This window comes from Bifidobacterium moukalabense DSM 27321 (assembly GCF_000522505.1).
Classification (GTDB): Bacteria; Actinomycetota; Actinomycetes; order Actinomycetales; family Bifidobacteriaceae; genus Bifidobacterium; species Bifidobacterium moukalabense.
This window is the reverse complement of sequence record NZ_AZMV01000007.1, coordinates 702,950-726,997: the sequence shown is the minus strand read 5'-3', so window position 1 is coordinate 726,997 and position 24,048 is coordinate 702,950. Positions and strand designations below refer to the sequence as shown.

Genomic DNA, 24,048 nt, shown 5'->3' with positions numbered 1-24,048 from the left:
TTATAATAGCGTTTGCACAAAAATTTAGCAACTTCGGGTCGGCGTGTTGCATTCACTCACCATTCAATCCCTTGATTTCGCAGTGTTTTTTTGACAATGCAAACGCTTTTACAAATTGAGTATCCCATGATAAAGTACACTGTATGATGCAAACGGACGGAACGGCTTCCGACACCGTTGGCGAACCGTCGTGCACTTGCAAGGAGGGGCAGATGACCCGCACCACCATCGCAGATGTGGCCAAAGCCGCGGGAGTATCGGTATCCACCGTATCCAGGGCGCTACGCGGATTGGACAGGGTCAATCCGGAAACCCGGCAACGCGTCGAGGCCGAAGCGAACCGCCTGCACTTCTCCTTCTCCAAAAGCGCATCCTCGCTGGCATCAGGCAAAACCATGCGCGTGGCCGTGCTGCTGCCGAGCGAAATCAGCAGCTGGTTCAACTCCCATGCATTCGAAGGTGCGTATGAGGTGCTCTCGGCGGAGGGCTACGACGTCATCCCGTACATTCTCTGGAGCCAGAAGGAGCTGGATCGCTTCTTCCAGAACCTGCCCGGCAATCGCAATGTCGACGCAATCATCGTGGCCTCCTTCGATTTCGACGAGGCGAAGAAGCAGGTGCTTGGCGAGCTGACCATCCCCGTGGTCGGCATGAACACCCCCAGCGCACACGGACTCGACGCAGGCGCCGCCATCGACGACATCGCGGCCATGGGCGTCATCGTGAGATTCCTCAAATCACTTGGCCACACAACGCTCGCCTACGTTGGGCAGCCGATCAACGCCTCGCCGTTCATCTGTTCCGACGCGGTGCGGGAGAACGGCTTCCTGCAGGCCGCCGAAGCATGCGGATACGGCAATGACGATATCATCGTGATTCCTTCGTTACGCAACATGGACGTACGCAACGAGCAGGACATCTACTCCGGTATCGTCGCCCAACTGCTTAGCGCCCCGAAACAGCCGACCGGAATCTGCGTGTCGGTCGATGCCGCGGCCGCTCCCCTGCTCAAGGAACTGCGCCGCATGGGATGGCGCGTACCGCAAGACATGTCCGTGGTCGGGTTTGACGACGACCCAAGCGCCTCGATCGTGGACCTGACCACCATGCATCAGAATCCAACGGAAATCGGACGCGTTGCGGCGCGCAAGACGCTTGCGTTGCTGGCAGGCGAGACCTTGGAGGAACCGTTCTCCATCATGCCCACCTCGCTGGTGCTGCGCGGCACCACGGAACGCATCGGCTAGCCCGGACGCGGGATCTGCATCGCCGGGGCGTATCACCACCAATTGGCTCCGATTAACCGACAAATCAAAAGGTGGCGTTGAATCGCAGAGGATTCAACGCCACCTGGCGGTCTATTCGCGCTGATCGGAATCAGGCCGGCCGGATCAGGGCCAAGTCTGAATCAGCCCGGAATCACTGACGGCCGGAGTAGTTCGGCGCTTCGGCGGTCATGACGATGTCGTGCGGATGGGACTCGCGCAGGCCTGCGTCGGTAATGCGGATGAAACGGCCGCGCTCCGGCATTTCGGCGATGTTATGGGCACCGATGTAGAACATGGACTGGTGCAGGCCGCCGATCATCTGATACAGCACGGCGTTCAGCGGTCCACGGTACGGCACTTCGCCTTCGACGCCTTCCGGAACGACCTTGTCGTTGGAGGTGACGTCGGCCTGGAAGTAGCGGTCCTTGGAATAGGACTTCTTGCCGCGCGGAGCCATGGCGCCAAGGGAGCCCATGCCACGGTACAGCTTGTACTGCTTGCCGTGCAGGAGCACCTTTTCGCCCGGAGCCTCCTCGCAACCTGCGAGGGTGCCACCGAGCATCACGGAAGACGCACCGGCCACAAGGGCCTTGGCAATGTCGCCGGAATAGTGGATGCCACCGTCGGCGATGCACGGAACACCGGCGGCGCGGCAGGCCTGGGCGGCCTCGTACACGGCGGTGAGCTGCGGAACGCCAACGCCGGCGACCACGCGGGTGGTGCAGATGGAGCCCGGGCCCACACCGACCTTGACGGCGTCAACACCGGCCTCGATCATGGCCTGGGCGCCCTGGCGGGTCGCCACATTGCCACCGATGATATCAACGCCCTTGAAGGCGGAGTCGGACTTGAGACGGCTGATCATATCGAGGGCGAGCTTGGCCTCACCGTTGGCGGTATCGACCACGAGCACATCCACGCCGGCCTCCATCAGAGCGGAGGCACGGTTGTAGGCATCGCCCAGGAAGCCGATGCCGGCGGCCACGCGCAGACGTCCCTGCTCGTCCTTGGTGGCGTCCGGGTACTGTTCGGTCTTGACGAAGTCCTTCACGGTGATCAGACCGGTCAGACGACCTTCATTGTCGACCAGCGGCAGCTTCTCGACCTTGTGCTTAGCCAGCAGGTCGTGGGCATCTTCCTTGGAGATGTTGGACGGACCGGTGATCAGATGTTCGCGGGTCATCACGTCGGAGACCTTGAGGTGATCGTAATCCTCGGAAGCGATGAAACGCATGTCACGATTGGTGATGATGCCGACGAGCTTGTTGTTCTTATCAACGACCGGCAGGCCGGAAATATGGAAACGGCCGCACAGCTTGTCGAGATCGGCCAGCGTCACATCCGGGCTCACGGTGAGCGGATCGTTGATCATACCGGATTCGGAGCGCTTGACGACATCGACCTGGGCGGCCTGGTCATCGATGGAAAGGTTGCGGTGCAGCACGCCGATGCCACCGTTGCGGGCCATGGCGATGGCCATGTCGGATTCGGTGACGGTATCCATGGCGGCGGAGATGGCCGGAACCTTCATCGTGATGTTACGGGTCAGATGGGTGGTGGTGTCCACCTCGGACGGAATGACATCCGTCTCGTTCGGCAGCAGCAGCACGTCGTCATAGGCGAGACCGAGCTGAGCGAAAATCGGTGGGAGTGGAGCGTACGTGGGATCTGCATTCATATCAGGAATTGTAGCCATAGACACACTATATGAACGTGTGCTGACTTAGCGCGACACGGCGGAATCAACACGGAATCAGCCGCAAGGCCCGTTTGCCGCATAACCCCCGTAGCCATCCGTACGGGTGCATCGTTTTCGCAAGGTTCACGGACGCGGCTCAGTCGTGCCTGGCATGCTGCGCGTCCGCGCGGGCGTTCTCCTCGCGCAGCTCCGGAATCCTGTGCTTCAGATAGGGGTACATCGTGGCGATCGTCAGCAGCACGGTCGCGATCAGGAAGCCGACCAGCACATGCTGCGCCTTGAAGAACAACGTCATGATCGAGCCGAACGCGATCAATGCGGCCCAACCCCACAGAATCAGCACGGCCCCCTGCACGGAATGCCCGATGCGCAGCATGCGGTGATGCAGGTGCATGCGGTCGGGATGCATCGGCGACTGCCCCTTGCTCAAACGCCGTACGATCGCCAGGCACATGTCGAGAATCGGCAGGAACAATACCAGGATCGGTAGCAGGATCGGCATGAATACCGGCAGATAGATGCTGGCATGGATGGTGGCCGGATCAAGTCGGCCGGTCATGACGATGGACGCGCAGGTGATCAGATAGCCGAGCAGCATGGAACCCGAATCGCCCATGAACAGTTTCGCCGGATGCCAATTATGCAGGATGAAACCGACGCACATGCCGACCATGGCAATGTCGATCAGCGTCGCCATGGACGCGTATGACGGCGAATTCCGGGCGATGATATACGAGTAGACGGCGAACGCGATACCGCCGATGGCGACGATGCCGGAAGCGAGGCCGTCAAGGCCGTCCACGAAATTCACGGCATTGATGGAGGCCACGATGAGGAATGCGGTGATGGCCATGGAAAGGCTCGGCGATGCCGTCACCAGCGAACCCAATGGCAGCGAGATGATCTGCAGGCCGCCCCATGCCACGAATACGGAAATCAACAGCTGCCCCGCAAGTTTGAGCATCCAATCAAGATCCCACAGGTCGTCGGCCATGCCGAGCAAACTGATCATGATCGCGCCGGCAAGAATCACCCATGCCTGTTTCGACTGCGCGAACAGCACTTCGATGAACGGGATCTTCGACGCGAACAGCATGGAAACCGCGAAGCCCGTAAGCATGCCGAGACCGCCCAGTCGCGGCGTAGGAATGGTGTGCACGTCACGCGCACGCACCTCGCCGACGGCACCGATTTCGATGGCGATATGCCGAATCAACGGTGTGATCAGATAAGTGACCCCGCCAGCGATTGCCGCGATAAACAGGTAGATTCTCATACGCCCAATGCACCGCCATTCAAGGTCAGCGCCTTACGGATCACGGCTTCGCGAATCACTCCCTCTCGAAGGATCGCAATGCCGTCACGTCCGTGGGGATCGGCCGCGACCACCGTGGATGACACGTGTCCCGGGGTCGCTCCCCCATCGAGATACAGGTCGACGGCATCACCCAAAGCCGCAACCGCCTCGTCAACGGTCTGTGCGCTTTCCTCGCCGGAATGGTTCGCACTGGTTGCGGCCAATGGGCCGATGGCGCGCAGGATACGTAACGCGGCCGTGGAATTCGGAATGCGTATGCCCTGCGTGATTCTGCCGGTGGCCGGATCCTTGCGGACCGTTGCCAGCGAACAGTTGTCCCGTGCTTCGGCGATCGGCGAAAAGGCACCCGGCATGAACATGGCGGCCAGTCGATTCAGCGGCACCGGAAGGTCGAGCCGCAGTGCGTCCAGATTGTCGATCGACGCCAACAGCACCTGCAGCGGCTTGTATTTCGGCCGTTGCTTGACCGCGTAGATCTTCCGGATGGCCTCGATGTTGCGTGGATCGCAGGCGACGCCGTACACCGTATCCGTAGGAATCACGATCAATCCGCCATCCCGTACGATTTCGACGGCCTGGGCCAGGGATTCGTCCGTAATTGTGCGAACCTCGCTCATGACACCTCCCTTATAGCCTTGTCAACCTCACCATTGTAAGGCAGAAAATTACGCGCCAAGATAGGCCTTGCGCACCTGCTCGTCATGCAGCAGATCCTGTGCGTCGCCCTCCATGGTGATGCGCCCGGTTTCGAGCACATACGCACGATCGGCGATCGACAGCGCCATCTTCGCGTTCTGTTCGACCAACAGCACGGTGATGCCCTCATCGTGAAGCTTGCGGATGATGGCGAAGATCTCCTTGACCAGCTTCGGTGACAGACCCATCGACGGCTCATCCATCAGAATCGTGTTTGGATGGCTCATCAACGCGCGTCCCATGGCCAGCATCTGCTGCTCACCGCCGGACAGCGTGCCGGACAGCTGGTTGCGGCGCTCCTTCAGTCGTGGGAAATAGCCGAACACCATGTTCAGGTCGGAGGCCATATGGGATTGGTCCTTCAGACTGAAGGCGCCCATCTCGAGGTTCTCCTGCACGCTCATGCGCGTGAACACGTGGCGGCCTTCCGGAATGTGCGCCATGCCAAGGGTCACGATCTTGTTGCCGTGGGTTTTGAGCAGATCCACGCCGTTGAACATCACGGAACCGGATTTCGCCGGGGTAAGGCCCGTGATGGTGTGCAATGTGGTCGTCTTCCCGGCGCCGTTCGCGCCGATCAACGACACGATCTCGCCGTCGTTCACGGTAAGGCTGATGTCTTTGACCGCATCGATGGCCCCGTAGGAGACGCTCAGATTCTTGATTTCCAGCATCAGGATTCCTCCCCCTCGGCGGTGTCGCCGGCGTCTTCGGCACCAAGATATGCGGAGATCACCTGCGGATCGTTGGCGATCTCCTCAGGCAATCCCGATGCGATGGTACGTCCATAGTCAAGCACCTGGATGCGTTGGCACACGTTCATGACGAGGCTCATATCGTGCTCTATGAGCAGAATGGCGATGCCGAAGCGGTCGCGGATCACATTGATGCAGTGCAGCAAATCCTCGGTTTCCGTAGGATTCATGCCCGCCGCAGGCTCGTCGAGCAGCAGCAGTTTCATGCCGGTGGCCAATGCGCGCGCGATCTCCAGCTTGCGTTGCGCACCGTATGGCAGATTCGCCGCTTCGGTGTTGGCAAGGCCCTCCAGACCGAAGATGCGAAGCAGGTCGATGGCCCTGGCGTGCATGTCGCGCTCCTGCCTCCAGAATTTCGGCGTGCGGAAGATCGCGCCGCCCAACCGATACGTGAAGGACTGGTCGAACGCCACCAGCACGTTCTCCTCCACGGTCATCTTGTCGAACAGACGAATGTTCTGGAAGGTTCTCGCGATGCCGGCGCGCACCACCTGATAGGTCTTCTTGCCGTTCATGCGCCTGCCATCGAGGAAGAATTCGCCCTCGGTCGGTTGATACACGCCGGTGAGCAGGTTGAACACGGTGGTCTTGCCGGCACCGTTCGGCCCGATCAGACCGACGAGCTCGCCCGCATTGATGGTCATGTTGAAGTCGGAAACGGCCTTGAGGCCTCCGAAGGTGATGCCGAGGTGCTCGGCGCGCAGAATGGGTTCGCTCATGCCTTCGTCTCCTTGTCATCGGCGGATTCCGCGGCACGCCCGACCACCGCGTCGGATTCGGTGGCCGCGCCAGATTCGCCGGGATCCTTGACACGCGACGGGTAGAACAGCCTGTTCACGAGTTTCGGCAACGAGAACTCCCAATTGCCGAAGATGCCCTGCGGACGGAACACCATGATGAGCACGAGCACCACCGAATAGACAAGCATACGGTATTCGGAGAAGGCGCGCAGCAGCTCAGGCAGAATCGTCAGGCCCACGGCGGCCACGATGGAGCCGGTAAGCGAACCCATACCGCCGAACACCACCATGATCACGTAGTTGATGGACTGCAGCCAGCCGGCCATGCTTGGCGTCAACGCGCCGATATACTGCGCGAAGATGCCTCCGGCGATGCCCGCGAAGAATGCGGAAATCGCGAACACCATGACCTTCAGGTGGGTGATGTTGATGCCCGACGCGCCGGCCGCGATCTCATCGTCGCGAATCGCCTTGACCGCACGGCCATAGCGAGAACGGGCGAACATGAACAGCAGCACCACGGTCACGACGGTGATCCAGAAGACCACATACAGATTGGCGAGGCGGTCGATGCCGATCAACGCCTGTCCCTGCTGGCCTTCCGACAGGCCCTTGCCGCCGGCCACCTTCAGATTCTGGATGATCACACGGATGATCTCGCCGAAGCCGAGCGTGATGATCGCAAGATAGTCGCCATGCAGCCGCAATGCCGGAATGCCGACCAGAATGCCGAAGACGCAGGCGATCACGCCACCCGCGAAGGTGACAAGCAGGAATCGCAGCGTCGCATCCATCTGCACGCCGTTGGCGACAAGCAGTTTGCTCAGCAATGCCGCGGAATAGGCGCCGATCGCCTCGAATCCGCAGCAGCCCAATGTCAACTGGCCGAGCACGCCGATGGTGAGGTTAAGTGAAGTGGTCATGATCACCGCGATGCAGCAGGTCATGATGATGCCCTTGACGTACAGTGAGGCCGCACCGGTCTCGCACACGGCCATGAGCAGCCCGAAAAGCACGGCCACGCCGATGGCGCATACCAGATACGACTGTTTGATGGAAAGCATCGATTTCTTCATGGTCACACCTTCTCGCTTTCCGGCTCGCCCATCAGGCCGGACGGCTTGACCAGCAGCACGATGATCAGAATGCCGAACACGATGGCATCGGAGAACGCCGATGTGATCACGCCGGCGGTGATGGTGCCGATATACGCCTTGGTGAGGCTTTCGACCACGCCGATCACCAGGCCGCCGACCATGGCGCCCGGGATGGAGCCGATGCCGCCGAGCACTGCGGCGACGAAGGCCTTCAGGCCCAGCATGGCGCCCATCATCGGGGAGACCTGCGGATACGAGACGCAATACATGAGCGATGCGACCGCGGCCAGCCCGGAACCGATGGCGAAGGTGAGGGTGATGGTGGAATTCACGTTGACGCCCATCAGGATCGAGGCCTCCTTGTCTTCGGAGACCGCACGCATGGCCTTGCCCTGCTTGGTGTACTTCACGAACAGCTGCAATGCGACCATGATGACCAGGCCCAACAGCACCGTCAGGATGGTGGCGCCGTCGATCTTGAGCCCACCGAGTGCCAACGTCGGAATCTGGATGATGGTGGGTACGGTCTGGTAGTCGGCGCCGAAAATCGCCTGCGAACCGTTTTCCAGCAGCAGGCTCATGGCGATGGCGGTGATCAGGGCCGTCATATTGTTGCCCTTCTCACGCACCGGCTTGTAGGCGGCCTTCTCGACGATCACACCGACGGCCACGCATACGAGAATCGCAGGAACGACGGCAAGCCAAGCGGGAAGCCCACAGGCGATGATGAACGGAATGGTAAGCATGAGCACGTAGGAGCCGACCATGATGAAGTCGCCGTGCGCGAAGTTGATCAGTCGGATGATGCCGTAGACCATGGTGTAGCCCAATGCCACGAGCGAATACACACTGCCTATTTTCAGGCCGTTGAAGATCTGGCTGATGAACATGATGATCTGATCGCCCATCATTCCTCCTTTCTTGTTACGGTATGCGGCCTACCTGGCCGGTTGGATGGTGTCTTTGTAGGTCGGCGAGCCGTTCTTCATCTCCAGCACGATGACCGATTTCTTCGGGGGATCCCTGCTTGTCGAGCGTGAACTCGCCGGTGACTCCGGAGAAGTGCATGCCGGCGATGGCGTTGCGGATATCGGCGCGGGTGGCGTTTTCGCCGGCCTGCTCGATGGCCTGCTTGAACATGTAGACGGAGTCGTAGCCGAGTGCAGTGAAGGTATTCGGGGACTCGCCGTCGTTGGCGTCCTTGTACGACTTGATGAACTGCTGCACCTTCTTGTTGGACTTGTCGTCCGGCGAATAGTGCGTGGTGTAGAGCACCTTGTCGTAACGGGCCTTGTTGCCGGTGGTCTTCAAGCCGTCATAGCCGTCGGGGCCCATGATGTAGCCGTCGTAGCCGACGGCGCGCGCCTGCGGCACGATATACGGGCCGACGGCGGAATAGTAGTACGGCGCATACAGGAACTCGGCGCCGGACGCTTCGATCTTCTGCAGCTGCGACGAATATTCGGTGTCGTCGGTGCTGGAGGAGTTCTCCTCCGCCACGACTTGAAGCCCCGCCTTTTTCGCGGCGGCCACGAAGGCCTTGCCCACACCGGAGGAATACGGGTCGCCGGTGCCGTAGAGCACGGCCACTTTGTTGACCTTCAGGTTCTCAGCCGCATATTTGGCCGCAATCTGGCCCTGATAGGAATCCTTGAAGCACGTACGGAACAGGTACCCGCCGGTTTCCACGGAGTCGGCGGTGGCGGCGGGCGCGATGGACGGCATCTGATTCTGGTCGGCAAGCGGCGCCACTGCGCCGGAGGTCGACGAGATGGTCGGTCCCAGCACCGCGATGACGTTCTTTTCGCCGGCCAGGCGGTTGAATGCGTTGGACGCTTCGATTACGTCGCCCTTGTCGTCCATGGACTCGAGTCTGACCTGTTTGCCGAAGATGCCGCCGTTCTCGTTGATCTCCTTGATCGCAAGCCTGAAGCCGTTGACTTCGGACTCCCCATAGGCAGCGGCAGATCCGGAATTGGTGGTGACCGATCCGATGGTGATCACATCGTTGTCGGCGATGCTGCTGCTGTCGTTGCTCGACGCATACATGTTGCCGCCCGAGCAGGCCGACACGGACACCGCCATTGCCGCCGAAAGACATAGCGCGGCCAGCTTTTCGGCACATTTGAGTCTCATGCCGTTCTTTCCCTTCTCATTTACCAAGCGCAGTCCGTTATAGTACGGTCCCGCTGATGTTGTCACGCTTTTTCCGAAATAAGATACCGGGGCCTGCCGGTGTAGTCGTTGCGCACCTGGGCATCGGCGAAGCCATGCGCGTTCGCGTAGGCGGACAGACGCTCGCCCTGTGAGATGTCGTGTTCCATGACCAACAGACCGCCCGTTCTGAGCAGCTTTGCGGCGCGCAGGATGATGCGTTCGGGGATCAGCGTGCCATCGGCGGAACCGCCGTACAACGCCATGTCGGGATCGTAGTCGCGCACTTCCGGCTGCTCGGGGATATCGCTGAGCGGTACATATGGGGGGTTCGTGAGCACGATATCGATGGTGCCGTCCAGTTGGTGGAGCGTCGGCATCTGCGTGGCATCGCCGATTTCCAGATGATAGTTGCTGACGATGCCGGGGTATGCCTTGGCCGTCTCATTGAGATTGCGCCGCGTCCATTCGGCGGTTCCCTCGCTTTTCTCCACGGCCCATACCTCACTGCCCGGCACTTCCGTGACGACGGCCAGTCCGATGGCACCGCTGCCGGCGCACAAATCGACCACCCGTGCGTGGTACCTGCCGCTGCGGGTGATCCAATCGATGCCTTCCTGCACGATCAGCTCGGTTTCGGGGCGCGGAATGAACACGCCGGGACCGACCTTCAGGTCAAGATAGCGGAACGGCGCATGACCGGTGATGTGCTGCAACGGTTCGCGTCTGGCACGACGGTCGACCATCGAGTGGAACGTTTCGAGCGATTTCGCAGGGCTTTCGGCCAACGTGGAGAATCCGTCACCCATCAGCATGGCTTTGTTCACACTCTGCATGTCGGTACCGAACGCTTCCGCGCACAGCAGCTTCGCATCATGCTCGGGCGTATCCACACCCGCGGCGCGCAGCATGGCCGCAGCGCCACGGATGATGGTCGCCACGGTCTCTCCCCCGGCCGGCCGCGTCAACGAGGAGATGGCGTTCACCTTGCCAGTCACCCCGAAGGCCTTACTTCTGGTTGGCGAGCCGGTCGGCCTCATCCGCCTGGATGTCACTGTCGATCACGGCCTGCAGATCGCCATCGAGTACGGCATCAAGGTTATAGGCCTTGTAGTTGGTGCGATGGTCGACAATGCGGTTCTCCGGGAAATTGTACGTACGGATACGCTCGGAACGATCCAGCGATCGCACCTGCGAATGGCGCATGTCGGCCGCCTGGGCGGCCTCCTCCTCATGCTTCATGGCCAGCAGACGGCTCTTGAGCACGCGCAGTGCGGCCGCGCGATTCTGAATCTGGCTCTTTTCGTCCTGCATGCTCACCACGATGCCGGTCGGAATATGCGTCATACGTACCGCGGAATACGTGGTGTTCACGGACTGTCCGCCCGGACCGGAGCTCATGAAGATGTCGATCTTGAGGTCCTTCGGATCGATGTCGATCTCATCATCGTCGTCGTCGGCCTCCGGGAACACGATCACACCGGCGGCTGAAGTCTGGATGCGGCCCTGCGACTCGGTCACGGGGATGCGCTGCACGCGATGCACACCGCCCTCATATTTGAGTGACGCCCACACGCCGTCTTCCGGCGCGGGCGTTCCCTTGGCGCGGATGGCCAATTGCACGTCCTTGACGCCACCCAGCTCGGTGGTGTTCTCGCTTTGCAGGGTCACGGTCCAGCCACGCTTCTCCGCATACCTCATGTACATGCGCAGCAGGTCTCCGGCGAACAGCGCGGCCTCCTCACCGCCGGTGCCGGCCTTGATCTCCATGATCGTGTCGCGGGCATCGTCCGGATCACGCGGAATCAACGCGGTACGAAGCTTCTCCTCGACCGCCGGCAGCTCACGTTCCAGTCGCTTGGCCTCCTCGGCGAAATCCGGGTCTTCGGAAGCCATCTCCTTGGCGGCTTCCAAATCGTCCTTCACTTGCCGGTAGGCGGTGTATGCGGAGACAATCGTGCCCAGTTCGGCATGGCGACGACCCAGTTTGCGCATCTTGTCGGGATCCGACGCGACCTCCGGTTCGGCCATCTGCTGTTCGATATTGCGGTATTCCTCAAGCGCGGTGACCGCCGCGGGGAACTGTTCGTCTGCCAATGTACGCCTTTTCTTTACTTCACGATCTTCGGCGGCTTGTTCACGATGCTCCGGTGCCGCCGAAACCTACTCAACCCGTTCATCATATAAGGTGCCCCGGAAACGCGAAAACGCCAGTCCGTGACGGACTGGCGTTTTCATTGCCTAGGCAATAAGAATCACTTGGCCTTCTTGCCGTAGCGCTTCTCGAAGCGGGCCACACGGCCACCGGTGTCGAGGATCTTCTGCTTGCCGGTATAGAACGGGTGGCAGTTCGAGCACACGTCGACGGTCATATGATCGCCCTTGGCGGTGGAACGGGTCACGAAGGTGTTGCCGCAAGAGCAGGTAACCTGCACTGCGTGATAATCAGGATGAATACCCTGCTGCATAATCGTCTCCTAGAGATTCGGGGGACCCGGGTCGCCATGCCCCTATGGCAAGGCGTGAACCGGATAACCTTTGGGATTATAGCAGAAGGCCGGACTTTATTTCGCTCACCGCTTCCCATCCGGCGGCGGACGACACTCGCCGCTCCTCAAGAGAGGAATGGTGGGGCGTCACGGGCTTGTACCGTGGACCGGCGGGTCCACGGTACAAGCCCGTGACGACTTATTGCGAAGGGTAGGTAGCGGCTTCAGATTCCTGGATCTGACGCAAGCCGCATAAATCAACCAGTGGGGCGTCGGGGGCTTGAACCCCGGACCGACGAATTATGAGTTCGCTGCTCTAACCGACTGAGCTAACACCCCACGCCATAATCGGCTAAAGCATAGTATCACCACCTGATGGAGGTGGTCAAAATGCGATTGCGACCTGAACCGTTCCCGCAGACCTGGGAACAAAGCGTGGATCAGTGGCTGACATATCTGAGAGCGGCGGGAAGGATGCCGAGCACCATTAAGACGAGACGGGTGAAACTATGGGGTTTCGTGCATTATCTTGCCGGCAAGCCGCCGGAAAACGTCACGCGCACCGATTGCGAGAAATGGATGGGACGGGAAGGTCTTTCGGCCGAGACACGCAAGGGGATACGGGCGACGTTGACGAGCTATTTCGACTGGTGCGTCGATCACGACCTGAGATCCGACAATCCGGCCATCGGACTGCCACATGTCGCGGGATCGAAGCCACACCCTCGTCCCTGCCCGGAGACCGGTATCAGGGAGGCGATGGATGGCCTGTCCGAACGTGACCGGCTCATGGTCAGGCTCGGGGCCGAACTGGGGCTACGCAGGGGCGAGATAGCGAAGGTGTCCGGTCGTGATGTGGTCGGGCCGGCCGATAATGCGCTATTGCGGGTCGTCGGCAAGGGCGATAAGCAGCGGCTGATACCGTTGCCGCAGGATCTGGCCGTGCGAATACGTCAGACTGGGGACGGCTGGCTGTTCCCGTCCCGTAACGATCACGGAATCAGCCATCTCACCGCCGGCCGGGTTGGCAAGATCGTAGGCAGTGCGCTGCCTCAATCGTACGGGACGCACAGTCTCCGGCACAGGGCCGCCACGCAGGCGTATCTGGCGACACATGATCTTCTGGCGGTGTCCACGCTTCTCGGGCATAGCAGTGTGGCCACGACGCAAAGGTACGTGGCCATGCCGCCCGAGGAACTCCGTAAGGTGGTCAGCTCACTTCGCGTTCATGCGTAGCGGGTTGTAGGCTACGCCGAATCCCGCGGCGAGGATCCCGCCGGCCGTGGTGATGTAGTCGCCGATGGCGGGGTCGCCGAACCGGGAGAATCCGAAACCGACGATCACGCAGACAAGGCTGAACAGGTAGATCCCTGTCCGCACGGTGTCGTTGAAGACGGGCCGGTAGGTGTCCCGGTTGGTGTCCTGGCTGGTGTCGGATGCGTGGTCCGCGATGTTTGGCGTGTTGCTCATGACTGGTCTCCTTCCACTGTGATCCTGAGCGTGGCGAGTCTCGCCTTGACGGCTTGTTCCACGCTGGCCGCGATGGTGTCGGGGTCGGTGCCCACGCTTTTGGCCAATGCCTCGAGCGCCGCCGACTGGGCCGCCACGGTGGCCGCGAGCTGTGGCGTCTGGATGTTGTCGAGCCCGTAGAGCCGGTCGCGGGCCTGCACGCCCTGGATGAGGAACGTCCAGACCCTTTCGGCCGCCGCGTTGGCGGCCTCGTCGGTGCCTTGCAGCCTGTCACGGCATTTGACGCCGTTCTGCTCGAAATTCCAGACCGCTTCCGCGATCTCCTGTGCCGTTGGCATGTCTCCTCCGTATCGTAAATAGCAATCCCATGGGTAGTCGTAGTAGGGTGAGACGTTCGTCTCGCCGTTCGTCTGGTCGCCGGCCGTGCCGGTGATGCCGCCCGTTTCGCTGATGCTGGCCTGCGCCAGCAGGCCGTCGCCCAGGTAGACGGCGACGTGATCGGCGTCGTTCAGCAGGATGTCGCCGGCCATCGGATGGCCGTCGGCGGGCAGTCTCGTCCAGCCTCGGCTGGTCAGGTTCCGGCTCAGGTCGCCCGTGTATCCGGCGCTGCCGGTATCGAATCCCGCCTCCTGCAGGCAGTGGATCACCAGGCTGCTGCAATCGCAGTTGCCGCCGGCCGGGTCGAAATGCCACCGGTCGGTCTGCGAATAGCCCATGTTCGCGGTCTGGCACCAGTAGCGCATGCGCGCGCACAGTGTGTTGAGGTCCGCCAATCGTGTGCTCCTTCCTAGTCGTTGTCGTGTTTGAACAGGTCGTCGGGCGGCCGTGGCGGCGGCGGGCCCAGATTCTTGTAGATGTGGTCCACGAGCTGGCGGTTCCACTGCCAGAGCTTCTGGTTGTCCTGTTGCATGTCCTGCGCGATCCGGTAGGCGTCGAGCCGGTTTTTGACGGACGTTCCCATGAAGCCGAGCAGCGCGCCGACGATCACGCCGCCGGTCGTGATCAACGCGATGAGGATGTCGAACGGCATGGTCACATTCCCGCGATCCAGGAGGATTCGATCAGCACCCACCTGTCCTTGGGCAGTTGGGCCATCTGCACCTTCAGGCCGCCGGTCTCCACGGTCAGGTACGAGTCCAGGCTTGCGCCGCACTGGAGGTATTTGGTCGCGATGTCGCTGCACAGGTACCTGTCCGCCGCGAATGCGGTGAATCCGGTGTCGATGGCGCGGCCGGTGTGCGCGCGGATCTGCAACGTGATCGTGCCGTTGACCTCGATGAACCGCTTGCACTGGATCTGGTCGAACAGCGGGTCGCCGCTGATGCTGGTCACGTTCAGGTCGCGCGCGTATTCGGGCCAGAACGTGTTCTGGCCCGACAGCATCAGGCGCGCCGCGATACGGGCCCATGCCTCGTAGCCCTCCTTCTTCATGTGGATGGTGCCGTCCGCCTGGCTTTCCGCGATCATCTGGCCCCACCTGTGGCAGCCCTGCATCAGGACCACGCCGCGATGCTGGCCCGGCAGGGCGATGATCGCGTTGTTGATGGAATGCAGGGCCGTGTAGTGGCCGGCCAGCCCGAGGCCGAGGCCTCCGGCCACGGGGAACACGTAGATGCGCGCGTTGGCGGCCGAGGTGCGGATCGCGTTGACCAGCTGCGTGCAGGCCGCGGCGCAGTCGTTGTTGTTGTCGTTCACGCCGCCGATGACCAGGACCAGATCGACGTCGGCCTTGTTGGCCACGCGGTTCCACTGGTTGATGAACGTGTTGGATCCGCCGACGGTGAAGCCGCTGCCGGACACGGCCACGTTCTGCACGCTCGTGATGCCCAGGATCCTGCACACCACGTCGCCGATGCCCTGGCCGGCATGGTCCGCGCCGGAATAGTGTCCCTTGCACAGGCTGTCGCCGATGATCACGGCGTTACGCCAGCGCGGCCCGTTGTTCAGGGTCTTGTCGAGCGCGAGGGATGTCTTCGAGTCCTTGTTGTTCAGGTTGGCGGCCATGTTCTGGTCGGCCAGGGTTCCGGCCGTCGCGGCGGCCGCCTGGGCCGTCTGAGCGCTGGCCGCGGCCTGCGTGGCCGCCTGATCCACGCGCGCGGTGACCGAGGCGGGCAGCGTGTCTATCCTGTCGTCGATGCTTTCGGCCATGGCCTTGAACTGCTGCGACGCGTAGCGCACCAGGTCGGTGCCGGCCGGATAGCGGATCCCGTAGCGGGGCGTCGTGGGCATCTTGGACGGGTCGAAGGATTCGTTCACCATGATGGTCCTTTCTGTTTAATCGGTGAAGTAGGTGATCTGCGACATCTCGCCCCATGTGAACGCGGGCATGTCCTGCCAGGCGATGCCGATGGGGTCGAGGTCCCGCCACCGGCTGAGCGTGCTGGGCAGCATGGGCAGCGGGCTGATGTCCAGCTCGTTTTCCAACACCGGGATCCCGTCGCGCCAGTCGAACGAGAGGGTGCCGCCCGTGGCGAGCCACGCGCCCGACGTGGCCGGCGTGCCGTCATCGGCCAGCAGCCGGGTGTACCGGGTGCTGACGAACGCCCACAGGCTCGCCGTGGGCTGCAATGCCTGCTCGAACAGGTCGATGTCGAGCCGTCGGCTGCTCGCCGTCAATCCTTTGGGGCGCAGTCTCAATGTCTGCACGGCCAGCCATTCGGCCCACTGGTCGCGCTGCGCGTCGGTCGGGGTCCAGGTGCCGGCCTGCCAGTGGCCGGCGGAATCGTCGCGTGTGATGGCGTCCGACGAGAACGGGACCGCGTTGATGGTCTCCGTGAGCTCGGCGGGCAGGCGTCCACGGTCGCCGATGGTCACCTCGTCATCCTCGAAGGAGAACCTGTTTCCGGATTCGTCCCATTTGACCGCGCGGGTCCTGAGCGTGATCCGGGAGACGGGAGCGGGCATGGTCAGCATGTTGTCGTCCACGGTGATGGCGTCGGCGGGCGCGGCCTCCTGTTCCAGGCCCGCTCCCTCGACGGTCAGCCGGCCGTCGGCGTGCATGGTGATGGCCGCCGGCCGGCCCGCGAACACGAGGTCCACGCTTTCCGAACCATGCCGGTGACGCTCATAGAACAATGGCAGGTCGGGATGGGTGGCGGCCAGCGCGTACAGGATGGTGGACAGGTCGGGATGGGAGTCCGCCTCGTAGGGTGCGGGCGTGGGCGCGTTGGCCTTGAGCCATGCCACGGCTTCGTCCGACAGGGGCGGGCAGCCGAGCGTCGTGAGCCGCCGGTTGATCTCGTCCACGCGTTGCGCGGCGGTGCCGGTCCAGTGCAGGCCCGTCAGGCGCGCGTCCGTCGAGACGGGTCCCTGCCGTGTGGTGCGGCCCGCCCTGACCAGTTGCGCGTTCGCGTACAGATCGAGCAGATATGTGCCATCGGGGTTTTGGGTGATGGTGCCGCCGGTGGTGGTGTTGCCGGTGAAGATGGTGAGCGCGGTCGGGTCCGGCCCCTCGGTCTGGTCGGGCCGGTGCGCGAGGTGCAGACCGTCCCAGGTGAGCGTGTCGGACACCCCGTCCCAGGATTCCGTGGCGTTCAGGTCCCGCCACAGGGGGCGGCGGGAGAGTTGGACCAGCACCTTCATGCCGGCCAGGCGCGTGCTGTTGCCGGCCAGCATGCCGGTGCGGTCGAGCAGCCGGAAGTGCAGCACGTTCACCGAGGGCTGTTCCTTCGGCGAGTCCGTGCCCCATTCGACGCTGAAGGAGGAGAGCGCGGCGGGCGAGCCCGCATGGCCGGTCAGGTTCTCCCAACCCTGCCCGCGGTCCGCGTAGAACATCGGCTGTCGCATCATCGCCGCCTGTCCGCGTAGTCGTCCAGCAGTCTTCTGATCGTCTTGGCGGTGCCTTCCCTGTCGAGCACCTCGCCCTGGATGGTCACGTTGAAGATGGTGGTGTTGCCCGCGGCCGCGCCGTCCGCGCCCATGTGCAGGTCGAGTTTGCCGAGCCTGGTGTTGGCGCGTCGGATGGCGGACGCCACGGACGTGTCGAATCCCTGGTTCAATCCTTTGGCGAAGCCTGCATGATCAGCCGGCCGTTGGCGGTCAGCAGGACCGCGTCGTAGGCGGGCGGGCCCTTGTGTTCCTTGATCCAGTCGCCGATGCCGCTGATCCAGCCGGTCACGTTGTTCCACGCGCCCTTGAGCCCGTTGAGGAAACCGTTGATGATGGCCGCGCCCGCGTCCTTGAGGATCGAGCCGGCGTTCGAGAAGAAGCCCTTGATCTTGCCCGGGATGGAACCGAACCAGTTGACCACGCCGTTCCACACGTTCCTGGCGCCGTTGGCCGCGCCGGTGAACACCGATCCGATCCTCGAGCCCAGGGTGGTGAAGAAGCCGATGATGCTGGTCACGCATTGCGAGAGGAACGCCGTGAAGTCGGACCAGATCTGCCGGCCCGTCTGGGTCTGGGTGAAGAACCAGACCAGTCCGGCCACCAGTGCGGCGATCGCCGTGACCAGGAGCATGATGGGATTCGCGGCCATGACCGCGTTGAGCAGCGCCTGCGCCGTCGCGGCGAGCTGCATGGCCGTGGTCACGGCGGTCACCGCCGCGACGGCCCCGCCGATCGCGGCCACGAGAGGGGTCACGAGATCCAGATTCTGACCGATCCATTCGCCGGCGGTCCTCAGCCAGCCGCCGACGGTCTGCGCGGCCGCGGCGACGGTGTTGAGCACGTTACCGAACGCGGTTCCCGCCGGCTGCCCTCCGGTCATTGCGTTCACGACCGCCATGATGCCGTTCCACAATGATTGCAGGCCACCGCCGACCGACTGCGCGGCGGACTGCAATGCGGTGAACGCTCCGGTGTCCTTGACCTGCCCGAAGAACGTCTGCAATCCCTGCACGCCGTTGGTGGCCAGGCTGGTCACGGCGGCTGATGCCGCGTTGATGCCGCCCGTGACCGCCGGCTTGAACAGGTTGAACGCGTCGGTCAGACCGCCGGTCACGGCGGCTTCGAGGTTGCCCATGGCTCCCTCGATGGTGCTGGTGGAGGTCGCGGCCTGTTTCGCCACGTCGGTCATGCCGAGGTCCAGCAATGCCTGGTTGAACTCGTCGGCCGTGATCTCGCCCTTGGCCATCGCGTCGCGGAAGTTGCCCGTGTACGCGCCGGCCTTGAGCAGGGCCTCCTGCAGTTTGCCGGACGCGCCCGGTATCGCGTCTGTCAGCTGGTTCCAGTTCTCGGTGGTGAGCTTGCCCGCGCCGGCCGTCTGCGTGAGCATCATCGCGACGGACTTGAACGTGTCGGCGTTGCCGCCTGCCACGGCGTTCAGGTTGCCGGCCGCCTCGGTCAGTTCCATGTAGTTGCCGATGCCGTTGGCGGCCAGCTGCGCGGTGGTGTTCTGGATGTCATCGAGCCCATACACGGTATCATCCGCGTATTTTCGGGTTTCCTTCGCCGCGGCCTGCACGGCCTTCGTGTCGATGCCGGCGAAGCTCATGGTGTTCATGAACTTGTCGGTGCTGTCCGACATGTTCACCACATCGCTGGCGAATCCCTTCACCGTGTCCCATAGCGCGGTCACTCCCTTGACGGCGAGTCCGCCGATGGCGCTGCCGAACGCGGCGGCCTTCGTGGTGGTCTTCTCGAACGCCTTGACGGCATCGTCGGCGTTGCCGGTGATGCGCACGCTCATGATCGCGCTGTGTGCCACGGTTCACTCCTTCTGCGATGCTTCGGCTTCCTTGAGCAGTTCGGCCAGTCCGGTGCCCCAGTCACGCTCGTCGGCCTCGTTCCTCCACTGCCATGGCGTACCGCCGAAACGGCTTGCCAGGAGGAACGAGAGACGGCCGAGCGAACCGTCGGGCCACGCGGCTAGTCCGTAGGGTTTCCCTCTTCCGGTTCCTCCTTCGCGGCCGCGAGGTCGAAGGAGGATACGGTGTCGAGCCAATGCTCGAAGTCGGGCAGGCTGCGTCCGCTCATGCGCAGCGCGGCGTACACGGCGTACGCGCCGCAGCGTACCGGGGACTGCTGCACGGTGCCCCAACCGGCTTCCAACGCGTGGGCTTCGGCCTTGCAGTTCGCGCGCATCGTGACGGGCACGATCTCGCTGGTGCCGTCCTCGTAGGTGATTTGGGTGGTCGCCATGTCATTTTCCTTTCACTTGTTTCATGGTCTTTTCGATGAAGTCCTTGTAGACCTGCCGCCATTGGCTTTCCGTCGATGTGACGCCGGTGTTGACGAACAGTCTCGGCCTGATGTGCCGCGCGGGCCACCCGTAGTTGATCGGGCCCGCATAGGGCACGGCCTTGCGGCCCGCGCGGATGACGCCGGCACGTCTGGTCGCGCCGACGCGAAGGCTTCCGGCCAGCCGGCCGGTCCTGCCGCGCGGCGCGAGGCTGCGGACCGCGGGCAGCGCGATCCCGGCCGCCTCGCGGTTCACTTCCTTCAGGTCGTCCATGTCGGCGCCGGCCTTGCGCATCGTCTGCACGAAACGGCGCTGGCCCACGACCATCAATGCCTTGTCGGCCAACGGTCAGCCCTTCGTGTAGGCCGCGTGGGCCACGTTCGTGGCCGGCAGGCTGAGGTCGTTTGTGTTCTTGGACTTCACGTCCCCGCCCACCGCGATCGGCGTGATGGTCACGTTGAACGTCCACTTGATCTTGCCTTCCGTGTTCGGCACGAACTCCGCGGGCAGTGTCTGGCCGGCATGGTCGAACAGCCACACGCTCACGCCGTCCTCGCTGAAGTCGTCGCCCACGGTGCCCTCGAACGTCCATGTGGTCGAGGTGTTGGCCTCCTCGGACCCGTCCAGGAACTTGGTCGGGTCGTCGGACGAGTTGGAGGGGTTCAGCTGCGCCTTGGTCAGGTCGGCGCTGAAGTCATGGCCGTTCGCGGCGTCCGTGATCTTGAAGCTGCCGGGGCCCAGGGTCCTGATCTTGCCTGTCATGTTCTTCCTGCTTTCTATTCTTCGGCCTCGATGATTTCGAGGGGGTTCAATGTGACCTGGTAGCCCGCGAGGGTGCCCGTGCCCGCGAGGTTCCACTCGACGGGCTGGGCCTTGTTTATGTTCAGGCCCTTGGCGGCCAGCCGGTCGATGGCGTCGATGATATAGTCGAGCGCCGTGGCCTGGGTGGCGGGCGTTCCCGCCACGATGTCCAATGTCCATGTGATGTCGGGCGCCCCGTCCCATGTGGGGTATTCCACGTAGGGCGGTTCGATGTATATGGCGACCTTGCCAGGCTGGGGATGCACCAGCGCCGAATCGATGGACACGGACGCCACCAGATCGTCGAGCATGTCGGTGAGCGTGTCCATGAGGGCCGTGCGCTGGACGAGCACCATCGAGGTCATGCGATCACCATCCCTCCGGTCAGGATGCCCGCGGCCTTCAGCTTCGGCCAGACCGAGCGGAGCGGGTCGGTCGAGATCCTGAAGGGTTCCACGGTCGTGTCGGACACCTGCATGACGCCCAGGCGGGCGTCGCGCATGTTGAACAGGTCGGCCGCGCACGCCACGATGCAGTCGGCCAGCAGTTCGTCTTCCACCTTCGTGTCGCCGATGGCGGCGGCCACGTAGCGTTGCGCCGCGGTGAGTTTGACGGCCAGTCGGTCGTCGTCGCCGGCCGGCACGCCTACCTCGTCGCGCAGGCGTCGCAGGAGTTCCTCGTCGCCGATCATGCCGCTGCGAACTTCACCGGGATCAGGCCGTCGGCAAGCGTGGTGGCGACCGACAGGTAGCCGTATACGCTGTAGTCGTTGGTCAGCTTGGTGACGCTGCCGTCGGTGAGTTGGGTCGGGCCGCCGGATTCCCATACGGTCACGCTGGCGGGGTCGATGAACGCGGCGGTGCCCGTTTCGGCCTTCGGCAGCATGACCACCGGCACGCGCATGAACTCGCCGGCCACGCCGGTCAGGTCGAAGCTGCCGATCGTGTCGGAGCCGTCGCCGGAAAGGTTGAAGAACCGGTCGCCGGTGTCCTTCAGGCCGACGAGCGCCTTGAGCACGTCCTTGGAGACCGCCAGCCGGGTCAGTGCCACGTTGCGGTCGTCGGCCATTTCGGCCGCGTCCACGATCAGGCCCACCCAGTCGTCGATGTTCATGTTGGCGAGGGTCTTGGCCGTGTCGATGTGGTTCGTGCCGTCGCGTTGGGTCTTGATCTCCCCGTACAGGTGGTCGCGCACGGCCTTCTCGGTGACCTTCGCGTACGCGTTCTGGAGAGCGCGCAGGGCGGTGTTGAGCATGGGCGTGGTGGACCGTTCGATGACCTGGCGCGACAGGGACGTGTAGCCGCCGTACGTGTTGATGTCGGCGCTCTTGGTGCCGAAGGTGAGCTTGCCGAAGGTGAGCGCGTCGCCTTCATTGGCCTGCTTGGCCGCCACGGTGGTGTCGGAGGTGACCACATGGTATTCCATGCTCATGCCGGTGGCCGGCAGGCTGTCGTGGGTCAGCAGGTTCGAGACCTTGCGGCGTTCGGTGATCAGGCGTAGGTCGTCGGCGATCCAGGTGGCGGTGTTGCCGGTGTCGCCGGTCACGATCAGGTCTCGGCATTCCTCCATGATCTTGGCGGCCGCCTCGTCGCCGCGGGCAAGCGCCTGGAGGTATTCGCCGCGGCTCCTGTACTCGCCGCCGACGATTCTCGGGGTCTCACGGCCGCCGGCCGTCTTGGCGATGGCCGCCTTGAGGCCGCGCTGCTCATCCTGCATGGATTTGAGCAGGTCCATCATCTCGTTGTCATCCATGGTGGTTTCCTTCCTTGTTTCCTTGGTTTCCTTGAGCGTGTCCGAATCCCTCTGGCCGGTGAGCCTCGCGTTCTGGTAGGCCGGCCATGACACGATGCTGGTCTCCAGCAGGCGTACGCGCCTGCGGTGCGTGATGCCGGCCTTGTCCCTTTCGCTTTCGATGGGGATGAATCCGACCGAGAAGCTGTCGAGCACGCCGTCGCGGACCAGGGTCACGGCGTCGCGGCCCTTCGCGGTGTCGGACACGCGTGCGGTGATGTGCAGGCCGTCCTCGCGCGACTCGCCGCCGATGATGCGGCCGATGACCTCGCCGTGCTGGTAGCACAGCTTCGCTTGGTCGAGATCGTCGAACACGCAGTCGCGGTCGAACGTCTCGGGGCCGTCCCACGTGTCGATGACGTCGCCGTAGGGCACGGCGATGCCTTCCAATGTGTGCCCGTCGCTCTCGTCCTCGGTTCGTAGGCTCAAGCCCCGCACCGCTATCTCATGCCTGTTCATGCTTCGCTCCGATCCGCGCCGATTCGTCGGCGCTCAATGATGGCATCCTGATCTTTCCCCTCACGTCGTTGACGGTCAGGAAGCCGGCCTCTATCGCGGTCTTGTACGCGTTGTACCGGTCGCTCATGTTGGCCCGCTGGCTGCTGTCCCAATCGAACTCGGCGGTCCGGCCGCGTGGCAGCAGCCGGTTGAACACCTCCTCGATCTCTCCCGCGTAGGCCGCCAGCGTGTAGTCGGCGAACTCGATCCAGGACTGTTCGATGTTCGAGTAGGTGAGGTTCGAGCCATCGACGGCGGCGAGCATGATGGATGCGGGGATGCCCAGCAGTCGGGCGATCTGCGTGGTGTCGAACTTCTGGGTTTCCAGGAATTGCAGGTCGGCGGGCTTCAGGTCGAGCGGCACGTATTCGAGGTCGTCGCCGATCACCTTGACGTCGCCGGCCCCGCCGTCCGTCTTCCATGCCGTCTTGGCCCGCTTCGCGGTTTCCTCGCTGACGGGCTTCTTGGTGCGCAGGTAGCCTTTGAGGTTGGATCCGTCGCTGTAGAAGCGGGTCTTGTAGTCGCGAGCCATCTGCGCGGCCTCGACTTCCTCGCGGGCCGCGGAGATGGGGCCGAGGCCGCGCAGGCGGCCGGGTACGTTCAGGAACTTGCTGTGGACGATGTCGTCGGGCCCGTAGGTGCGGCCGAGATAGCCGTAGCGCAGGTCCGGGCTTGCGGGATCCTTGCCCAGGTCGGTCACGGTCACGTACTGGGGCGGCAGGATCTCGCAGGTCACGATCTCGCCGTCGAGACGGATCAGACGGGTGAACGCGTTGCCGTCCAGCACGAGCGATGCCACGAGGTCGGCGAGGAAGTCACGCCGGGAGCGCGTCACGTCCGGCTGGGCCACCAGCGCGGAGACATCGGGGAGCTTGACGCCGTTGCGCATCTCGTATACCGGCAGGCCGGCGATGGCGGTCTGCAACACCTGCACGCCACGGAACACGGTAGACAGCTGCAACGGCTCATACGTCGTGGAACGCGCCGGCGGCCTGACGCCGTCGGGCATGTCCACGTCATCGCCGCCGCGGGTGAGCACCCGGCCGGCGAGTCTCATTCGCTGCCAAAGATTCATGCCTGCCATCATGCTCGCGGCGGGCCCTTACCGCCAAGAATCCGGGGACATATGGTGCCATACGGTGCCATGAGGG

26 protein-coding genes, 1 tRNA gene and 1 pseudogene are annotated in these 24,048 nt (G+C 63.0%); 2 read left to right on the top strand and 26 right to left on the bottom strand.

Annotated elements, in window-relative coordinates:
• The first annotated feature begins 212 nt into the window (after positions 1-212).
• Positions 213-1,247, top strand: a complete 1,035-nt coding sequence (locus BMOU_RS09430) for a LacI family DNA-binding transcriptional regulator (RefSeq protein ID WP_034876982.1) — start codon at positions 213-215, stop codon at positions 1,245-1,247.
• 172 nt (positions 1,248-1,419) lie between these two features.
• Here BMOU_RS09430 and guaB read toward each other — a convergent pair whose 3' ends face one another.
• The 12 genes and pseudogenes from guaB to BMOU_RS09370 all read right to left on the bottom strand — a co-directional run bounded on the left by guaB (position 1,420) and on the right by BMOU_RS09370 (position 12,555).
• On the bottom strand, positions 1,420-2,964 hold the full coding sequence (gene guaB, locus BMOU_RS09425) for an IMP dehydrogenase (RefSeq protein ID WP_034876980.1): 1,545 nt from the start codon (positions 2,962-2,964) through the stop codon (positions 1,420-1,422).
• 139 nt (positions 2,965-3,103) lie between these two features.
• Positions 3,104-4,243 carry an MraY family glycosyltransferase gene (locus BMOU_RS09420; protein WP_034876978.1) on the bottom strand — a complete coding sequence of 380 codons (1,140 nt, stop codon included), beginning with the start codon at positions 4,241-4,243 and terminating at the stop codon, positions 3,104-3,106.
• On the bottom strand, positions 4,240-4,902 hold the full coding sequence (locus BMOU_RS09415; protein ID WP_034876976.1) for an L-threonylcarbamoyladenylate synthase: 663 nt from the start codon (positions 4,900-4,902) through the stop codon (positions 4,240-4,242). Before BMOU_RS09415 ends, BMOU_RS09420 begins: the two co-directional genes overlap by 4 nt.
• Positions 4,903-4,950: 48 nt before the next feature.
• Positions 4,951-5,655: an ABC transporter ATP-binding protein gene (locus tag BMOU_RS09410; RefSeq protein WP_034876973.1), complete on the bottom strand. Its 705-nt coding sequence runs from the start codon at positions 5,653-5,655 to the stop codon at positions 4,951-4,953.
• Positions 5,655-6,455, bottom strand: a complete 801-nt coding sequence (locus BMOU_RS09405) for an ABC transporter ATP-binding protein (RefSeq protein ID WP_034876971.1) — start codon at positions 6,453-6,455, stop codon at positions 5,655-5,657. Before BMOU_RS09405 ends, BMOU_RS09410 begins: the two co-directional genes overlap by 1 nt.
• Positions 6,452-7,552, bottom strand: coding sequence for a branched-chain amino acid ABC transporter permease (locus BMOU_RS09400; RefSeq protein WP_034876969.1), 1,101 nt, complete (start codon positions 7,550-7,552; stop codon positions 6,452-6,454). The genes BMOU_RS09405 and BMOU_RS09400 overlap by 4 nt, the downstream gene beginning before the upstream one ends.
• Before the next feature lie 2 nt (positions 7,553-7,554).
• Complete coding sequence (locus BMOU_RS09395) at positions 7,555-8,481, bottom strand: branched-chain amino acid ABC transporter permease (RefSeq protein ID WP_137648286.1); 927 nt, start codon at positions 8,479-8,481, stop codon at positions 7,555-7,557.
• 30 nt (positions 8,482-8,511) lie between these two features.
• A pseudogene (locus BMOU_RS09390) lies at positions 8,512-9,709 on the bottom strand (ABC transporter substrate-binding protein).
• A gap of 62 nt (positions 9,710-9,771) precedes the next feature.
• Entirely contained in the window at positions 9,772-10,668 is an 897-nt protein-coding gene (gene prmC / locus BMOU_RS09385) for a peptide chain release factor N(5)-glutamine methyltransferase (protein ID WP_034877475.1), read from the bottom strand.
• Between the two features lie 67 nt (positions 10,669-10,735).
• On the bottom strand, positions 10,736-11,824 hold the full coding sequence (gene prfA / locus BMOU_RS09380; RefSeq protein ID WP_034876967.1) for a peptide chain release factor 1: 1,089 nt from the start codon (positions 11,822-11,824) through the stop codon (positions 10,736-10,738).
• A gap of 158 nt (positions 11,825-11,982) precedes the next feature.
• Positions 11,983-12,195 carry a 50S ribosomal protein L31 gene (gene rpmE, locus BMOU_RS09375; protein ID WP_034876966.1) on the bottom strand — a complete coding sequence of 71 codons (213 nt, stop codon included), beginning with the start codon at positions 12,193-12,195 and terminating at the stop codon, positions 11,983-11,985.
• A 286-nt stretch (positions 12,196-12,481) separates the two neighbouring features.
• A tRNA-Ile gene (locus tag BMOU_RS09370) sits at positions 12,482-12,555 on the bottom strand.
• Positions 12,556-12,606: 51 nt separating this feature from the next.
• Here BMOU_RS09370 and BMOU_RS09365 point away from each other — a divergent pair.
• Positions 12,607-13,452 carry a tyrosine-type recombinase/integrase gene (locus BMOU_RS09365; RefSeq protein ID WP_034876965.1) on the top strand — a complete coding sequence of 282 codons (846 nt, stop codon included), beginning with the start codon at positions 12,607-12,609 and terminating at the stop codon, positions 13,450-13,452.
• Here BMOU_RS09365 and BMOU_RS09360 read toward each other — a convergent pair.
• The 14 genes from BMOU_RS09360 to BMOU_RS09300 all read right to left on the bottom strand — a co-directional run bounded on the left by BMOU_RS09360 (position 13,432) and on the right by BMOU_RS09300 (position 23,972).
• Entirely contained in the window at positions 13,432-13,686 is a 255-nt protein-coding gene (locus tag BMOU_RS09360) for a hypothetical protein (protein ID WP_034876964.1), read from the bottom strand. The genes BMOU_RS09365 and BMOU_RS09360 overlap by 21 nt on opposite strands.
• Positions 13,683-14,459, bottom strand: coding sequence for an endolysin-like domain-containing protein (locus BMOU_RS09355; RefSeq protein ID WP_034876963.1), 777 nt, complete (start codon positions 14,457-14,459; stop codon positions 13,683-13,685). Before BMOU_RS09355 ends, BMOU_RS09360 begins: the two co-directional genes overlap by 4 nt.
• Positions 14,460-14,473: 14 nt before the next feature.
• On the bottom strand, positions 14,474-14,716 hold the full coding sequence (locus tag BMOU_RS09350) for a hypothetical protein (RefSeq protein WP_034876962.1): 243 nt from the start codon (positions 14,714-14,716) through the stop codon (positions 14,474-14,476).
• 2 nt (positions 14,717-14,718) lie between these two features.
• A complete protein-coding gene (locus BMOU_RS09345; RefSeq protein WP_034876960.1) occupies positions 14,719-15,945 on the bottom strand; it encodes an SGNH/GDSL hydrolase family protein in 1,227 nt (408 codons plus the stop codon).
• Between the two features lie 15 nt (positions 15,946-15,960).
• On the bottom strand, positions 15,961-17,475 hold the full coding sequence (locus tag BMOU_RS09340) for a hypothetical protein (RefSeq protein ID WP_034876958.1): 1,515 nt from the start codon (positions 17,473-17,475) through the stop codon (positions 15,961-15,963).
• A complete protein-coding gene (locus tag BMOU_RS11860) occupies positions 17,472-17,660 on the bottom strand; it encodes a hypothetical protein (RefSeq protein ID WP_235143766.1) in 189 nt (62 codons plus the stop codon). Before BMOU_RS11860 ends, BMOU_RS09340 begins: the two co-directional genes overlap by 4 nt.
• A gap of 20 nt (positions 17,661-17,680) precedes the next feature.
• Entirely contained in the window at positions 17,681-19,315 is a 1,635-nt protein-coding gene (locus BMOU_RS09335) for a tape measure protein (RefSeq protein WP_459538842.1), read from the bottom strand.
• A gap of 179 nt (positions 19,316-19,494) precedes the next feature.
• Complete coding sequence (locus tag BMOU_RS09330; protein ID WP_034876956.1) at positions 19,495-19,767, bottom strand: hypothetical protein; 273 nt, start codon at positions 19,765-19,767, stop codon at positions 19,495-19,497.
• Position 19,768: 1 nt separating this feature from the next.
• Positions 19,769-20,134 carry an HK97 gp10 family phage protein gene (locus BMOU_RS09325; protein WP_137648287.1) on the bottom strand — a complete coding sequence of 122 codons (366 nt, stop codon included), beginning with the start codon at positions 20,132-20,134 and terminating at the stop codon, positions 19,769-19,771.
• A gap of 21 nt (positions 20,135-20,155) precedes the next feature.
• Positions 20,156-20,569 carry a hypothetical protein gene (locus BMOU_RS09320; RefSeq protein WP_034876952.1) on the bottom strand — a complete coding sequence of 138 codons (414 nt, stop codon included), beginning with the start codon at positions 20,567-20,569 and terminating at the stop codon, positions 20,156-20,158.
• Between the two features lie 14 nt (positions 20,570-20,583).
• On the bottom strand, positions 20,584-20,973 hold the full coding sequence (locus BMOU_RS09315) for a hypothetical protein (protein ID WP_034876950.1): 390 nt from the start codon (positions 20,971-20,973) through the stop codon (positions 20,584-20,586).
• Complete coding sequence (locus BMOU_RS09310; RefSeq protein WP_034876949.1) at positions 20,970-21,299, bottom strand: hypothetical protein; 330 nt, start codon at positions 21,297-21,299, stop codon at positions 20,970-20,972. The genes BMOU_RS09315 and BMOU_RS09310 overlap by 4 nt, the downstream gene beginning before the upstream one ends.
• The gene (locus BMOU_RS09305; RefSeq protein ID WP_034876948.1) at positions 21,296-22,858 is read right to left on the bottom strand and encodes a phage major capsid protein; all 1,563 of its coding nucleotides are present in this window, start codon (positions 22,856-22,858) and stop codon (positions 21,296-21,298) included. The genes BMOU_RS09310 and BMOU_RS09305 overlap by 4 nt, the downstream gene beginning before the upstream one ends.
• Complete coding sequence (locus tag BMOU_RS09300) at positions 22,845-23,972, bottom strand: phage portal protein (RefSeq protein ID WP_235143764.1); 1,128 nt, start codon at positions 23,970-23,972, stop codon at positions 22,845-22,847. The genes BMOU_RS09305 and BMOU_RS09300 overlap by 14 nt, the downstream gene beginning before the upstream one ends.
• Positions 23,973-24,048 lie beyond the last annotated feature (76 nt).